Consider the following 15116-nt stretch of genomic DNA (forward strand, 5'->3'; position numbering starts at 1 on the left):
TGTTCACGCCGCTTCAGCCCTTGCGGTAAAATCAGTTTCGATTCGTATCAAAGTGCTGATTATATAGAAACTCTTCTCCTCGATGATCGGTATCAATCGGCACTGAATCCTTTTAAATCAGAGCGATATTCCCCGTGAAAAAGGATTCTTGACAAGCGCGATGTATTATCAATATCTTTTCTTAAGTATCCAGCAGGTTACTTATTCCTACAGGGAGATAATAAAATGAAATTCATCATATCGATGCTTGCTGCTGTGGCCTTGTTTGCTGCGCCAGCAACAGCAGAAGAGTATTCTTGGAAACCGGACAAACCGGTAACAATCATCGTGCCATGGTCTGCGGGTGGTTCAACCGATAGCGTTACACGCGTTCTTGCGGGCGAACTTGAAGATGCGCTGGGCCAGACTGTTGTTATTGTCAATCAGCCTGGCGCCGCGGGTTCCGTTGGGACGACAAACGCATGGCAGGCAGATCATGATGGCCTGACTTGGGCCGCAGGGGCCGCCATTGACCTTGGTGCCTATCAGGTTCTTGGCATGCTCGACGTTCCGGTAACCGATTGGAAACTTTATCTGCATATCGCCAATGTTGCTGTCGTCGGCGCAAACCCCGATTCAGGATATAAAGACTTTGGTGACGTGCTCGCTGCAATGAAATCCGATCCGGATAGCGTTTCAGTCGCAACAGCCGGTGTAACTTCCGGTGGTCATAACGCCATGGAATCAATTGCCCAAACGGCTGGCGGTAAGTACAAGCATGTGAGCTATGACGGTGGTAAACCGGCAGTACTGGCGGCAGTTTCTGGTGAAACCAAGCTGACGACGCAGCTCGCATCCGAGCAGGCGGAAATGATCCGTGCTGGCCGTATTGTCCCGCTTGCAGTGCTCGCCGACAAACCACTTGTCATTGAAGGATATGGTGAAATTCCGTCCATCAAGCAGTGGGTGCCGGACATCAAGACGGCTAACAACTACTTTGGTATCTGGACGCCTGCTGACGTTCCGGCCAACGTTCTTGAAACCATGGACAAGGTATGGGCGAACGCCATCGCCAAGTCCGATGCAATGGCGGAATATGCTGCAAACCGGGGCGCGATACTTGATCCGTCTTCAGGTGATGCGGCTCTTGAGGCTGTTAGTCCGGCCCTGACGCAGAATGTCTTCCTGCTGTTCGATGGCGGTAAGACAAAGAATGATCCAACTAAATACGGTTTTAAACGCCCATAGCGTTTGATCCTTTGGCATCCCCCTTGGCGCTGAGTGCGTCAAGGGAATGCTTGGGCTTGCCTTTTGACCCTGCCGGGAGCAGGGCATTGGATCAGGAAAGTTAATTTATGGACGGCCTCATATCCTTTGCAAACTCCGTTGCTTCCATCCTGACGAGCTGGTCAGCCGTCGATGTTGTATGGGCGACGCTGCTCGGCATTATCGTCGGCATGTTGCCGGGTTTAACTGCCACCCTCGGTGTTGCGTTGCTGACGACATTGACGTTCAAAATGGAAGCGGATCAGGCAATCCTTATTCTAGTTTGCATGTATGTTGGCGCGATTTATGGCGGGAGCCGGAGCGCCATTTTGCTGAATATCCCTGGTACGCCCGCGAATGCGGCGACCGCGCTTGACGGATTTCCACTGGCTCGATCGGGCAAGGCGGGGTCGGCGATGGCCATTGCAACAACCGGGTCAGTCTTTGGCGGTTTGATCGGCATGATGGCTCTGGCAGTTATTGCGCCAGTCCTTGCAGAATTTGCGTTGTCTTTCGGGGCGTTTGAATTTTTCTGGCTAGCGGTATTTGGCGTTCTTATATCCGGCCAGCTTACTTCGCTTGATGATCCGATTAAGGGTTGGATTGCGGGTTTCCTTGGACTCTTCATCGCAACAATTGGGCAGGAAGGCATATATGCCGTCCCGCGCTTCTCTTATGGCTCGACGGATCTCTCCGGGGGGATTGGATTGCTTCCCGCTATGGTGGGGGCGTTCGGCCTTGCGGAGATTTTGACGGTTATGCGCCACGAAGCCTATGAAGCTGTCCGGGCAAAATCGGACAGTGTCTGGTCCGGTATCCGCGACGCTTACAAATATAAATTTACCGCCATTCGCTCAGGCCTAATCGGGACTCTTATGGGTTTGATTCCCGGTGTTGGTGAAGATATGGGATCCTGGGCGTCCTACGCGGCGGCCCGGCAATCATCCAAAAACAAAGAAGAGTTTGGTAAAGGCTCGGTTGAAGGGTTGCTTGCAGCTGAGTCCGGGAATAACGCCGCAGTTCCGGGCGCACTCATTCCGGTTTTGACATTGGCTGTACCTGGCTCTGCACCGGCCGCTGTTTTGCTGGCGGCGATGATTATTCATGGCATTCGCCCCGGACCACTGATCATGATCGAATCTCCGGGCTTTGTTTATTCCGTTGTGGCCATGGTGTTTTTGGCGACGATTGCGATGGGTGTTCTCGGGCTGCTGCTGACCCGGCCACTTGTGATGGTCCTCAAAGTGACGCGAGAGCGCCTGATGCCGATCATCTTTGTCCTCTGTACCGTTGGTGCTTTTGCTATAGCCAGTCGGACGTTCGATGTTTGGGTGATGCTGTTCTTCGGTGTCTTCGGCTTTATCCTTCGGGAACTGAAATATCCGATGGCGCCGCTTATTCTCGGGATTGTTCTCGGCGATATTCTGGACAAGAGTCTGCGGCGCGGTCTTGTATTGTCTGATGGCGAACTTATTCAGTTCTTTAATCGGCCGATCAGTATGGTGCTTTGGATATCTGCGCTTCTCTTTATCTTGCTGACGATGCCCTCAATCCGAAATCTGCTAGGCCGTCTTTTCAAACAGAAAACTGAGGGAGGGATCCAATGAGCCAGCCAGCCATGAACAAGGCGGATTTTATCTCCTCAATCGTTCTGACGTTATTCGGTATCGGGATTGTTGTGGAAAGCTTGCGCCTTCCAAGGCTCGAAAATCTCAATGTCAACTCCTACACGGTACCGGGAATTGTACCGGGATTTCTGGGGCTGTTCCTGACTATTGCGGGCCTCGCTATTCTTGTGCGGTCCATACGGCGTGGGGGGTGGAAGCTCAGCCTGAACAAAGATGGAGTGCGCCGCTGGCTTGGTTCCGCCATGGTCATGCGAACCGCCGTAACCGTAGTTATAACAATGGGCTATGCGATCTTGTTATTTCCGAATGTGCCATTCTGGATTGCGACGCCGATTTTCATATTCGTATTTGTCGTCGCAACGGAAGCGATGAAATATGGCGGCCTGCCGAGCCGTATGAAACTGCTAACCGCGCTTGTCCTTGCCATCATTGCCGGTCTCGTCATCAATTATGTATTTCAGGACTTGTTTTTTGTCCGACTGCCGGGAGGCTGAATCTTTATGCTACTAAGTCTATGTAATGAAGTGCTGCGCGATTATCCTTTTCCGGATCAATGCCGCATCGCGGCCTCCTTGGGGTATAAGGGGCTGGAAGTGGCGCCCTTTACACTGGGCGATGATCCGATGGCACTGACGGAGGCGACGGCGGAAGAATGCCGTCGGATTGCCGAAGACTATGGCTTGGAGATCACCGGGCTTCACTGGCTTCTGGTTGCACCTCCCGGACTTTCGATCACGACAGATGACATGGCTGTCCGGGGCAAAACCCTGTCCTTGATGGAACATCTGATTACGTTATGTGCGAGCATGAACGGTTCTGTCCTCGTGCATGGCTCACCGGCGCAGAGATTGCTGTCTCAAGCGGCAACACCTGAGGCCGCGCGTGAAAATGCCATGGACTGCTTCGCGAGAGTTGCAAGCTGGGCGCAGGCGGCAGGGGTTACATATTGCATTGAACCGCTTAGCCGAAATCAGACCGACTATATCAATACTGTTGAAGAGGGGGCGGAGATTGTCGCGGCAATCGACTCTCCGGCGTTTAAAACCATGATCGATACGGCCTCTGCTGGTCTTGCAGAGGAAGAGGCGGTTGATGCACTCATCCGAAAATGGTGGCCGACTGGACATATTGGTCATATTCAGGTCAATGATACCAATCAGCGTGCACCGGGGCAGGGCGAGAATAAATTCACGCCAATTTTTCAGGCGTTGAAGGATGTCGGCCATGACGGGGTTGTTGCGGTGGAGCCTTTTGTCTATGAACCCGATGGGCCAAACACTGCCGCAGTGGCAGCGGGCTATATTCGCGGAGTAATGGAGAATTTAGTATGAGCAATCCAAAATTCCGCATTGTGGATAGCCGTGTTGTTGTGCGCAACGCCTTCACCCGACTGCCGTTTCGATTTGGGGTGGTCACTATGGAAGCTGCGCCGGTCGGTATTCTGCAGGTCGAGGTGGAGTTTGAAAACGGCGCGCGCGCCATTGGCGTTGCGAGTGATTTTCTGGCATATAAATGGTTCGATAAATCACCGGAAAAAACACCTGCCGATAATGTTGCGGACTTGCTTCAGGCACTTCGCGATGCCCGCAACGTTTATTCCGGGGCAGGATTTGGAACGCCCTACGGATTGTGGTTCTCGACCCGTGAAGAGATTGAGGCAAAATCACTCGCCTGCGGGTTCAATCGCCTTGGGGCGTCCTTCGCAAGCTCAATGATGGAGCGGGCCGTTATTGACGCTATGGGCCGTCATAGTGGACAAACATTCGATCAGATGGTCCGAAGCAATAGCCTGTCGATTGACCCGGCGGCGTTGCTGAAAGAGGTTAGCTATGACGATATACTCGGAGTTCTCCCCGCGCGTCCGCTTGAGGAAGTCGCGCTTCGTCACACGGTTGGATTGGTTGATCCTATTTCTGCGGCGGATAAAGAAGTCGACGCACCAAAGGACGGGTTCCCGGTCACGCTGGAAGAATATCTCACTGTCGACAAACTTCGTTACCTGAAAGTCAAGGTAGGGGGGCAGATCGAGGAAGATATAGATCGATTGTCCCAAATCGCAGAGGTGGTTAAGGCGGCTGATCAGCCGATCCAGATGACCTTTGATGGTAATGAGCAATATAAGAACCTTGAAGATTTTGTCGCGCTTGTAGAACGGATCAAATCAACATCGGCGCTTGATGCTCTTTGGAAATCTGTCCTGTTCATCGAACAGCCGCTGCACCGGGATGTTGCCATGGCTGCGCCGCTACCGTCAGACGCGGTTGCTGCAATCGGCAAGCCGCTATTGATTGATGAGGCGGATGGCTGGGCGGAGGCCTTCTATGATGCGATTGAGCTTGGATATGAAGGGGTCAGTCACAAGAACTGCAAGGGTGTCTATCGATCCTTAATTAACACCGGCCTCGCGGCAGTTCGCAACCGATCCAATAGTGATAAACATTATTTCCTCTCTGCTGAGGACCTGACCAATCTTGCTGTTGTGCCGTTGCAGGCTGATCTTGCCGTCATCGCCACACTTGGTATTCCGCATGTAGAGCGAAACGGGCATCATTACTTCTGCGGTCTTGATCATTTGCCGGAAGCTGAATGGACGTCCGCCTTAGAACATCACGCTGGGCTTTATGAACGGCATGGTAATTCAGGGGCGCTCTGTATCGACAACGGCATGTTGGATTTACGCTCGCTACAGGTGCCTGGGCTAGGCGTTACCGATCGGCCAAATCTGAATAATGGCGTACCGGAAGAAGACTGGAAATTTGAGATGTTGGAGAATAAGCCATGAGTGATCTGCCAGACCAATTTGAGAATGTAGCGGAGCTTGAGGAATTCATGACGCGTCCGCAAAAAGGGCTTTCTGAAGATCTCGCGAAGGCTCCCGGCGCAATCACGATCCTTGGTATTGGTGGTAAGATGGGGCCGACGCTCGCACGCATGGCAAAACGCGCGGATCCGGACCGCCGTATTATTGGCGTTGCCCGTTTCTCTGATCCGACAGTTCGCCAGGAGCTGGAAGACGCCGGTATTGAAACCGTTGCCTGCGACCTTCTTGATGAAGCCGCCGTGCGGAGACTTGAAGTCACTGAAAATGTGATTTTCATGGCCGGAATGAAGTTCGGTGCAACCGGAAACGAACCGCTCACATGGGCGATGAACAGCCATGTCCCGGCGCTTGTAGCTAGTCACTTTACGACGAGTCGTATCGTCGCCTTTTCCACCGCTTGTGTTTATCCCTTCGTGGATATCCGCCATCAGGGCGCGACGGAAGATATGTTGCCAACGCCGCAAGGGGAGTATGCCAACTCCTGCGTCGGGCGGGAACGGATATTCGAGTATTTTTCAGAGAAGAACAGCACACCGGGTCGCCTGTTCCGTCTGTCTTACGCAATCGATATGCGATATGGCGTTTTGCATGATGTTGCTCAAGCTGTCCTTCGGGGTGAGCCAGTCTCGCTCGCGATGGGGCATGTCAATGTGATTTGGCAGGGGGATGCGAACGCCTGTGCTCTGCGCTGCCTTGCCCATGCGGAGACGCCAATGACGCCGATAAACATCTCCGGACCGGAGACGGCGAGCATTCGTTCCGTTGCCCAGCTCTTTGCGCAGAAGTTCAATAAGCCTGCTATATTTGAAGGGGAAGAAGGCGAGACAGCCTGGCTCGTCAATACCAACCAGCAGCAGGATTTATTCGGCTATCCGTCAGTGCCGCTCTCTAAACTGGTCGACTGGACAGCAGATTGGGTTGCGCGCGGCCAAGAGAGCTTGGGTAAGCCCACGCATTTTGAAGTAAGTGATGGAAACTACTGATTGGTCATGGAAATCACCCAGCCACGCACCCGAAACCCAGAGCGCACCCGTAAGCAAATCCTTGATGCGGCGACGGTGGAGTTTACAAAGAAGGGTATCGAAGGTGCCCGCACAGATGAGATTGCTCGCGCGGCAGGTGTCAGTAAACGTATGCTGTTTCACTATTTTAACAGCAAAGATGGTCTGTTTCAGGCGGTGCTGGAGAAAATCTATCTGGATATTCGAAGCGCAGAGGAAGGTCTTGACCTGACGGGTCGGGATCCGATTGAAGCGATGACGGAGCTTTGCACCTTCAGTTTTGACTGGTTTGAAAAGCATCCGGAATTTATGGCTATCCTGAATGAGGAAAACCTGCATGGCGCCGTGCATGCCAAGTCCAGTGATTCTGTTCTGACCCTTAATATGCCATTGGTCGATATCATTTCAAAAGTTCTGAGAAGAGGAGAGGAGGAGGGGTATTTCCGGCCCGACGTGGACCCTGTTGAGCTCTACGTGTCGATCGCGGGCGTGTCCTATCTTTATTTTTCGAACATGCATACCCTGTCTGAAATATTCGGTCGCGACTTGTCGTCGCGCAAAGAGCTGGACAAGCGGCGTAACCACGTCGTGGAGGTCATTCTCGGATATCTTTGTCACCCGAAAACACAACCGTCGGTCCCCACTGATAAATTGAGGAAATAAAGTGATGCGAATTGATGATATTCCAGAAGAAACTTTATCGGCCTTTCGGCGCGGAGGTGTCATTCCGGCCCAACCGCTTGCGCTAAACAGTCAGCGTGAATTGGATGTCCGCCGCCAGCGTGCATTGAGCCGATATTACCTTGATGCGGGATCAGTTGGTATCGCCGTCGGGGTTCATACGACGCAGTTTACCATTCGCGATGTTGGGCTATATGAACCAGTCTTGCGTCTCGCGGCAGAGGAAGCAGAGAGCTGGGTCGAGAGAACGCCCTTCATGATCGCCGGAGTTGTCGGTAAGACGGATCAGGCGCTAAGTGAGGCGAAGATTGCCAAATCGCTCGGCTATCAGGCCGTTCTTCTGGGGTTGGCGGCGCTGAATGACGCTAGCGTTGATGAGTTGGTGGCACATTGCAGGAAAGTCGCCGATGTCATGCCGGTGGTGGGATTTTATCTGCAACCGGCTGTGGGTGGCCGGAACCTGCCGTACGAGTTCTGGAAGCAATTTGCTGAAATTGAAAATGTCGTCGGTATCAAGCTTGCCCCGTTTAATCGTTACAAGACCCTAGACGTTGTGCGTGGCGTTGCCGATGCCGGCGCGAAGGACCGCATAACGCTTTATACCGGGAATGACGATCACATTGTTGGCGACCTGATGACGCCTTTCCCCGTTCAGATCAATGGCAAGACGGAGACGATCAACATCGTTGGGGGATTGCTCGGCCATTGGTCGGTCTGGACCCGCAAGGCCGTGGAACTGGTTGAAGAGATTTCCGCCATCCGCGGACAAGAAGCCGCCCCCATGGCTTGGTGGACACGCGATGCGGCGGTGACGGATAGCAACGGTGCTTTCTTCGATGCGGCAAATGATTATGTCGGCGTGATTGCCGGTCTTCATGAAGTGCTCCGGCGGCAAGGTCTACTGGAAGGGATCTGGTGTCTCGATCCGGACGAGGGTTTAGGCCGGGGCCAGCTCGCTGAAATCGATCGGGTTTACACATCATACCCTGAACTGAATGACGACGACTTTGTCCGCCAAAATCTCGACAGATGGCTGGCGGACTGACAACCAAACTCGTTTCGTAACCACGAAACACAACGGATAAGACTGAAAGGAATATTTTGATGGAACGCAGGATTGGGATCATCATGCATGGGGTAACGGGCAGAATGGGGATGAACCAGCATCTGATCCGTTCCATCCTTGCCATTCGCGCGGAAAACGGCATGCTTTTGCCAAATGGCGACAGGCTGATGCCCGATCCTATTTTGGTGGGCCGCAATGCGGCAAAAGTAGAGCATCTGGCGAAAGAGCATGGTGTGGAGCGTTGGACGGACAATCTCGATGAAGCCCTTGCCAATCCGGATGACACGATTTTTTTTGATGCCGGCTCCACGCAAATGCGGGCGGAGCTACTGAAAAAAGCGATTGCCGCAGGTAAGCATGTTTATTGCGAGAAACCAATCACCGATAACCTGGACGTTGCGCTTGATCTGGCGCAAACGGCCGAGGCGGCGGGCGTAAAAAATGGCGCGGTGCAGGATAAACTCTGGCTGCCGGGATTGTTGAAACTCAAACAGGCAATTGATAACGGCGCCCTTGGCCGGATCCTCGATGTCCGCATTGATTTTGGCTACTGGGTGTTTGAGGGAGACTGGACCCCGGCGCAACGCCCATCCTGGAACTATCGCAAGGAAGATGGCGGCGGCGTGATCCTCGATATGATGTGCCATTGGCGCTATGTTATCGATAATCTGTTCGGCGACGTTAGTTCTGTCGTCTGTCGCGGTGCGATCCATATCCCGGAGCGTTGGGATGAAAATGGGGAGCGTTACGACGCGACGGCTGACGATGCGGCCTATGCGATTGTAGAGCTTAAAAATGGCGCTATTGTGCAGATCGCCAGCAGCTGGTGCACACGCGTTCGACGGGATGATTTGGTGACCTTCCATGTGAACGGAACGCATGGTTCCGCCGTTGCAGGCCTGACCGATTGTCGTATCCAGCCGCGCGAGGCAACACCAAAGCCTGTCTGGAATCCGGATGAGAAACAAGCGATGAATTTCTTTGATGACTGGCAGACGATCCCGGATCGGGAGCCATTCAACAACGCCTTCAAGGCACAATGGGAATTGTTCCTCAGGCATGTGGTTCTCGATACGCCGTTCCGCTGGACATTGCGGGAGGCGGCAAAAGGCGTGCAGTTCGCAGAGCTCGCCCTCAAGAGTTGGGATGAGAAGCGCTTTGTTGAAGTGCCAGATATGGGGAAATAAATCGATGACCAGCCTGATTCTGCCCACAGTGGGTGGCAAGACCGAGCGTTACAGTCTATCCGGTACTCCCGTGAGCGCACCTGAAAAGGCGGGCGGACGGAACAGGATTGCCTATGCGGCGGCGCATGTGGTTGCAGATCCTTTCGCGGATAATGATCCGTGGTTATCCCCGGCGATAGACTGGGACCGGACAATTGCTTATCGGCAGCATCTCTGGGGTTTGGGTTTTGGTGTGGCTGAAGCTATGGATACGGCGCAGCGTGGCGGCGGATTGCATTGGGCAGATAGCCTAGACCTTATCCGTCATGCGCTGGAAGCGGCCGGGCCGGATGATAAAATCGCCTCTGGGTGTGGCACTGACCATCTTGATCCGGCGGATGCAAAATCGCTGGATGATGTAATTGCGGCCTATGAAACTCAGATTGACGCGATTGAGAAGCTCGGCGGTAATCTGATCCTGATGGCGAGCCGGGCCCTCACAAAGGTTGCCAAAGGACCGGAGGATTACGCGAAAGTGTATGACCGGCTTTTGTCCCAGGTGCGGGAGCCAGTAATGATCCATTGGCTTGGGGATATGTTTGATCCCGCGCTAAAAGGGTATTGGGGGTCAGAAAATCTTGATACGGCGATGGATACCTGCCTTGGGATTTTGCAGACGAATGCTGCGAAGGTTGAGGGGATTAAAATCTCGCTTCTGGATGATCAGAAAGAAGTCAAGATGCGGCGGATGTTGCCTGATGGGGTCAGCATGTACACCGGGGATGATTTTAACTACCCGGCGCTGATCAAAGGTGATGATCAGGGGTATAGTCATGCCTTGTTGGGTATTTTTGACGTGATCGCGCCTGTGGCTGCGGCGGCGCTCGATCATCTCGCGGCTGGGGATATTGCGGAATACGATCATTTGTTTGCACCAACGGTACCGCTCTCTCGCCACATCTTCAAGGCACCGACCAATTTCTATAAAACGGGCGTCGTCTTTATGGCCTATCTCAATGGCCATCAGGATCATTTCACTATGATCGGAGGTCAGGAAAGTGCCCGATCAACACAGCATCTGGCGGAATTGTTCCGGCTGGCAGATAAAGCCGGTTTGTTCGCCGATCCGGACATGGCAGCGGCGCGCTGTGCCTCCGTCATGTCGGTAAGGGGGATTGCATAATGACTAATGCCCGCCCGATAACGGATCATTCTCGTTTATCGATCAATACGGCAACCACCCGTGCCCAATGGACCCTTTCGCAGGCGATTGATGGCTACGCGCGCGCCGGTGTGGGCGGTATCTCCCCATGGCGGGACCAGATTGCGGAGATGGGGCTTGCCAACGCGGCAAAAGCCATCCGGGATGCAAATCTGACTGTTACTGGTGTCTGTCGCGGCGGGATGTTTCCTTGGGTGGATGAGGTGGGACGACTGGCCATGCTCGACGATAATCGACGGGCCATAGAGGAGGCGGCAACCCTAAATGCGCAGTGCCTTGTCCTCGTTGTTGGTGGACTGCCGGAGGGATCAAAAGATCTGGCCGGTGCCCACGCGATGGTGGAAGAAGCAATTAACACACTCCTGCCCGAAGCGCGCGCGGCGGGCGTAAAAATGGCAATTGAGCCCCTACATCCCATGTACGCGGCAGATCGCGCCTGCGTCAATACCATGCGTCATGCTCTTGATATTTGTGAGCGCGCGGGCGAGGGAATTGGTGTCGCCGTTGATGTCTACCACGTCTGGTGGGACACAGAGCTGCTGAACCAGATCAAGCGGGCAGGCAAGGATCAACTATTGGCTTTTCATGTTTGCGACTGGCTTGTTCCGACGCGCGACCTCCTGATGGATCGCGGGATGATGGGCGATGGCATAATCGATATTCCGTTGCTGCGCGGCTGGGTTGAAGACGCCGGGTATGATGGGTTTCATGAGGTTGAAATTTTCTCTGAACTTGATTGGTGGAAACGCGATCCTGAAGAGGTTGTGAGTATTTGTAAAGAACGGTCTTTGTCCGTCGTTTAAACGACAAAGATAAATCGCACTGGATAGCATAAAGTTATGCATGGGCTCATGCCTGCCGGGTGTCGGAGTATGAGCCGGTGTTGTAGGCGTGCGATTAAAATTCCATGGAATTTATTGAGAAAAATTAGGGTTCTATGGTAGATGAAATGCGAGCCCGATAGGCATTCATTTTTAATGTTAGCGCGTATTTCAAAATCATAAAGATTAGCCTTGACAATTTTCCTAAGGCTCTCCAAATTTATAACTTAGCTATCTAAGAATAAATTGTTAAGAATGCATCCGCGATTGCGGTTCAGCCAGAAAATAGCGCAAGATAATATGCGTATAAGTCGGGCAGGGAACAGGGGAAAAGAATACAATGAGATTACTTTCGAAAACCTACTGGCATGGTACGCAAATCCGCTTTCGGGATCCTGTGGAGGATGTGACGGGGATCAGCGTCGCCCTGAATGCCGCGGATGGTGCACGGCTCCGGGGCGTCTATTGGACTCCTGATAAAAGCCCGCGTCCAAAAGTGGCTGTCATTGCAGCCCATCCAAGAGGTGACTTTTCGGAACATCATGCCTTTCCCGCATTCCTGAAGGCCGGATATGCCTGCATGGGCGCCAATATGCGGAACGTCAATAATGATTCAGACTGCCAGCATGAAAAGCTTGTCGTCGATATTGCTGCCTATATGCAATGGCTTAAGGAAAATGGCGTAGAAAAAATTGTCCTGCTTGGCAATTCAGGTGGAGGCTCTCTCTTTTCCTTTTACCAGTCACAGGCGGCAGCAGCGCCGGAAGAGAGGATTAAAGTTACTCCGGGCGGACGTCCGACAGGCCTTGAAAAGATGGAGCTAATTCCGGGGGATGCTATCATATATATGGCGGCCCATACGGGGCAGGGCCTGATTATCAATGAAGTGATTGACCCGTCTGTCGTTGACGAGCATCAGCCGCTCAAAACAAACCCTGAATTTGACATGTATGACCCGGAGAATGGGTTTAAACCAGCGCCCGAATGGGTAAAGTATTCTCCAGAATTTATTAAAAAATTCAGGAAAGCTCAGCTTGATAGAGTTCAAAGGCTTGATGCGGTGGCACATGATTGGATTAACCTTTCCAATGATGCCGCGAGAATTCATGGCAGTGAAGGCTTCGAGGATCTCCCGACCGATGTGCAGCGCCGCGTGATGGAGCGGGAAGCCTTTGAGCCGGTAATGGTAATCTACCGGACCATGGCCAACTTGCATTATGCGGATAACACTCTTGATCCGTCACCGCGCCCTTATGGCTCCTTGATCAGCCCGCGCCCGGACTTGATGAATTTTCAGCGATTTGGTTTTGCTCGTGTCATGACACCACATGGATGGCTGTCGACGTGGTCGGGGCTATCCTCAAACGCGAGTATTCCGAAGACCGGCCCCTCAATCACGGAGCCTGCCGTTGTGATACAAGCCGGCAAGGATCTGGATGTGTTCCCGGAAACCCACTCGAAGCTGACATTTAACACTATTCAGTCTGCGGATAAGGAATACTGGGACATCCCCGAAGCGCTGCATTATTTTGAGCCCGATGAAGGTGATGACGGCAACGAAACTCTGGATAGGGTGATGAACCGCCTAGTTGCTTGGGTTCAAGAGCGCTTTCCAATTTAGGAACGGGAGTATCTCAATGGGCCGGTTAGCGGGAAAAACAGCTATTATCACAGGCGCAGGGCGTGGAATTGGTTTCTCCACCGCAGCTCTCTTCGCGAATGAAGGCGCAAATGTCGTCATTTGTGACATCCAGGAAGAGAGCTGCGAGTGCGCTTGTAAAGAAATTACGGAAGAGGGCGGTAGCGCCCTTTCGCAACCAATGGATGTCATCAACGAAGGGGACTGGAAATCCGTATTCGCGAAATCTATCGAAGCATTCGGGCAAGTGGATGTGGTGATGAACTGCGCGGGAATCGGCGATCAATCTCCTATTGAGGATACCTCCGTCGATGTTTTCGACAAGCTTTGCGATGTCAATTTGAAAGGTGTTTTTCTTGGCTGCAAACATGCAATTTTGCATATGAAAACCCGGCCTGCGGACATGCCGTCCGCCTCGATAATCAATGTCTCGTCAACCGCGGGCTTCGTTGGTACGGCGCGGTCGGGTATCTACACAATGACCAAAGGGGGCGTTCGCCTGTTTTCGAAATCGGTAGCCGTGGAGGTGTCGGCGTTTGGATATAATATCCGGTGCAACTCCTTGCATCCGGGCGGAACGGAAACGCCGATGTTTGATAATTCGCTTGAACAAAGAAATGTCTCTAAGGAAGCATTCAGTGAAATCGTGAAGCGACGAAATCTTCTGGGACGGCGTGCAAAACCGATTGAAATTGCCTATGGCGCACTTTTCCTCGCAAGCGATGAATCATCTTTTATGACCGGCACCGAACTGGCGCTGGATGGGGGATATGCGGCGCGCTAATGGGCGTGAAAATGCATATCTTCAAACCGGGTTTGACCTTCGGCGGATACATTATCCGGCAAGCACTCATGTTTTCCCTCCCAGGGGCTTGGGTATGGATTTCGGTATAAATATTCTGCTGAGGGTCATTCATTCTTTGATTATAGTCTATAAAATTAGATATCTAACTTGACGATCATTAGATATCTAATTAAATTTTCCGTCATATAATATAAAGTTGTAAACGCGGTAACGGGGAGAATTTTTCAATATGGTTTATCAGCCAGTGCTTCTGGATAAGAAAGACGGCGTCGCCCTTGTCACATTGAACCGGCCGGACGCAGGAAATGCGAGCGATGCGGAAATGGCGCATGAATTAATCGCGCTCTGGCCGAAATTGAGTGAGGATGAAGACGTTCGTGCCGTTGTTCTGACGGGCGCGGGGACACGTCATTTCTGTACCGGTGCGGATATGAAGCTTGCATCCGACAAGGGCGATACGGGGTTTGATGCCTGGGGCGATATTCCAGAGGATTTTTATAAGCCAGTAATTTGCGCCGTTAATGGCGTCGTTGCCGGCGGCGGCTGGCATTTTATGTGGCAGGCTGACTTTGCGATTGCAGCGGAAAATGCCACTTTTTTGGAACCGCATGTGAGCGTCGGGTGGGTTCCGCTTCGGGAAATGCTGGGGATGGCGCTTCGCGTTCCGCAGGGTCCGATCCGCCGGATGGCCTATATGGGGACTGCCGAGCGTATGGATGCAAAGCGTGCTTATGAACTCGGGGTTGTGACTGAGGTTGTCCCGATTGAGGAACTGGTCGATCGGGCAATGGAGATTGCGACGGTCATCGCCAATCAGGCGCCGCTCGCGGTGCAGGCAACAAAGGAAACATTTCAGCGTGCGTTCGACCTGCGCTATGCATGGCGCCCGCTGTATGATCATATGCACGAAAAGCGGATCCAGGTTGACTGGGAGAGTGAAGATGGCAAGGAGGGACCGCGCGCCTTTGCCGAAAAACGTGCGCCAGTCTGGAAGGGTCGTTAGGGATGGCGCAGGAGCAAT

Annotated in this window: 14 protein-coding genes; all 14 read left to right on the forward strand. The window is 52.8% G+C overall.

Annotated features, from left to right (window positions below; all coding sequences use genetic code 11):
- Window positions 1-225 precede the first annotated feature (225 nt).
- The 14 genes from LKE13_RS10460 to LKE13_RS10525 all read left to right on the forward strand — a co-directional run bounded on the left by LKE13_RS10460 (window position 226) and on the right by LKE13_RS10525 (window position 15098).
- Window positions 226-1227 (forward strand): Bug family tripartite tricarboxylate transporter substrate binding protein, encoded by a 1002-nt coding sequence (locus LKE13_RS10460; RefSeq protein WP_227951032.1) that lies wholly within the window; start codon window positions 226-228, stop codon window positions 1225-1227.
- A gap of 107 nt (window positions 1228-1334) precedes the next feature.
- Window positions 1335-2852: a tripartite tricarboxylate transporter permease gene (locus tag LKE13_RS10465; RefSeq protein WP_227951035.1), complete on the forward strand. Its 1518-nt coding sequence runs from the start codon at window positions 1335-1337 to the stop codon at window positions 2850-2852.
- A complete protein-coding gene (locus tag LKE13_RS10470) occupies window positions 2849-3367 on the forward strand; it encodes a tripartite tricarboxylate transporter TctB family protein (RefSeq protein ID WP_227951037.1) in 519 nt (172 codons plus the stop codon). The genes LKE13_RS10465 and LKE13_RS10470 overlap by 4 nt, the downstream gene beginning before the upstream one ends.
- 6 nt (window positions 3368-3373) lie before the next feature.
- Window positions 3374-4204 carry a sugar phosphate isomerase/epimerase family protein gene (locus tag LKE13_RS10475; protein WP_227951039.1) on the forward strand — a complete coding sequence of 277 codons (831 nt, stop codon included), beginning with the start codon at window positions 3374-3376 and terminating at the stop codon, window positions 4202-4204.
- Window positions 4201-5655 carry a hypothetical protein gene (locus tag LKE13_RS10480; protein ID WP_227951041.1) on the forward strand — a complete coding sequence of 485 codons (1455 nt, stop codon included), beginning with the start codon at window positions 4201-4203 and terminating at the stop codon, window positions 5653-5655. Before LKE13_RS10475 ends, LKE13_RS10480 begins: the two co-directional genes overlap by 4 nt.
- Window positions 5652-6677, forward strand: a complete 1026-nt coding sequence (locus LKE13_RS10485; RefSeq protein ID WP_227951043.1) for an NAD-dependent epimerase/dehydratase family protein — start codon at window positions 5652-5654, stop codon at window positions 6675-6677. Before LKE13_RS10480 ends, LKE13_RS10485 begins: the two co-directional genes overlap by 4 nt.
- Before the next feature lie 6 nt (window positions 6678-6683).
- Complete coding sequence (locus LKE13_RS10490; protein ID WP_227951912.1) at window positions 6684-7358, forward strand: TetR/AcrR family transcriptional regulator; 675 nt, start codon at window positions 6684-6686, stop codon at window positions 7356-7358.
- Window positions 7359-7362: 4 nt separating this feature from the next.
- Window positions 7363-8421 carry a dihydrodipicolinate synthase family protein gene (locus LKE13_RS10495; protein ID WP_227951913.1) on the forward strand — a complete coding sequence of 353 codons (1059 nt, stop codon included), beginning with the start codon at window positions 7363-7365 and terminating at the stop codon, window positions 8419-8421.
- 59 nt (window positions 8422-8480) lie between these two features.
- Window positions 8481-9629, forward strand: coding sequence for a Gfo/Idh/MocA family protein (locus LKE13_RS10500; RefSeq protein WP_227951045.1), 1149 nt, complete (start codon window positions 8481-8483; stop codon window positions 9627-9629).
- 4 nt (window positions 9630-9633) lie between these two features.
- A complete protein-coding gene (locus tag LKE13_RS10505; protein ID WP_227951047.1) occupies window positions 9634-10791 on the forward strand; it encodes a dihydrodipicolinate synthase family protein in 1158 nt (385 codons plus the stop codon).
- Entirely contained in the window at window positions 10791-11633 is an 843-nt protein-coding gene (locus LKE13_RS10510; protein WP_227951049.1) for a sugar phosphate isomerase/epimerase family protein, read from the forward strand. Before LKE13_RS10505 ends, LKE13_RS10510 begins: the two co-directional genes overlap by 1 nt.
- A gap of 358 nt (window positions 11634-11991) precedes the next feature.
- Window positions 11992-13272, forward strand: coding sequence for an alpha/beta hydrolase (locus tag LKE13_RS10515; RefSeq protein WP_227951051.1), 1281 nt, complete (start codon window positions 11992-11994; stop codon window positions 13270-13272).
- Between the two features lie 16 nt (window positions 13273-13288).
- Window positions 13289-14074, forward strand: coding sequence for an SDR family NAD(P)-dependent oxidoreductase (locus LKE13_RS10520; protein ID WP_227951053.1), 786 nt, complete (start codon window positions 13289-13291; stop codon window positions 14072-14074).
- A gap of 250 nt (window positions 14075-14324) precedes the next feature.
- Entirely contained in the window at window positions 14325-15098 is a 774-nt protein-coding gene (locus LKE13_RS10525) for an enoyl-CoA hydratase/isomerase family protein (RefSeq protein WP_227951055.1), read from the forward strand.
- Window positions 15099-15116 lie beyond the last annotated feature (18 nt).

The organism is Sneathiella sp. HT1-7, from assembly GCF_020731145.1.
Taxonomy (GTDB): domain Bacteria; phylum Pseudomonadota; class Alphaproteobacteria; order Sneathiellales; family Sneathiellaceae; genus Sneathiella.